Source organism: Deferrisoma palaeochoriense, assembly GCF_054656955.1.
Genome location: NZ_BAAHXI010000167.1, coordinates 1 through 665, shown reverse-complemented (window position 1 = coordinate 665; position 665 = coordinate 1). Strand labels below are relative to the sequence as shown.

At 56.2% G+C, this 665-nt stretch carries 1 protein-coding gene; it reads right to left on the bottom strand.

Annotation, left to right across the window (positions count from 1 at the left end; all coding sequences use genetic code 11):
• The coding region (locus ACYQ8L_RS18555) for a DUF4372 domain-containing protein (protein ID WP_459943303.1) at positions 1-144 on the bottom strand (144 nt) is incomplete at its 3' end.
• Between the last annotated feature and the right edge of the window lie 521 nt (positions 145-665).

Sequence of the window (665 nt, the reverse complement as noted above, 5' to 3'; positions counted from 1 at the left end):
GCAAAAGGTCATGGCGACGAAGTGATCCCAGGCGGGAAACCGCTTGGTGTAGCGGTTGGCGCCGTGTCTGCGACACGCCTTCAGGAAGGTCGCGCGCTCCACGAGGCCGAGGATTTGACTGAAGAGACTGGCGGTACGTACCATCGGCAGGCCCTCCTCTTGGGTGGTGATGTCTGTGGAGAGCACCACCATACCCGAGACGGAGGGCATTTTTCATGGACCAGGTTCCCCAGTTCGCCGACCCGCCGATTTTCCGCATCAGTTCAGGCTCTCAGGCTTTCTGGCGATAGCGTTCTTGGACACGAGTGGTTGGCGTCAGATTTAATTGTAGCAGATGATGACGGATTGCCGGTCCTGGACTACCTCTGTCCCCAGATTTTCGAATATTCTCGCCACGCCAAGATCTCTCCCGCTGAGATGTTTTCTCAAGGTCAGAACTTTGCTGCAGGCGAGCACAAACGTTTTTTATCGAAGGGGAATCTGCGGCTCGCATCTCGGTACGGCAGATTAAAGGCATTCTACGATCGCCACTCGCATATATGGCTAGGCAAAGCCTCTTGAGGGGTCATCGGGGGGACGTTGTTCGGTTTTATAAGTTGTTTGCCCCCCCGGTTCGGGCCCGGCGAACGCCCGGGGCATCGGGTGGACGTTGTTCGGTTTTATAA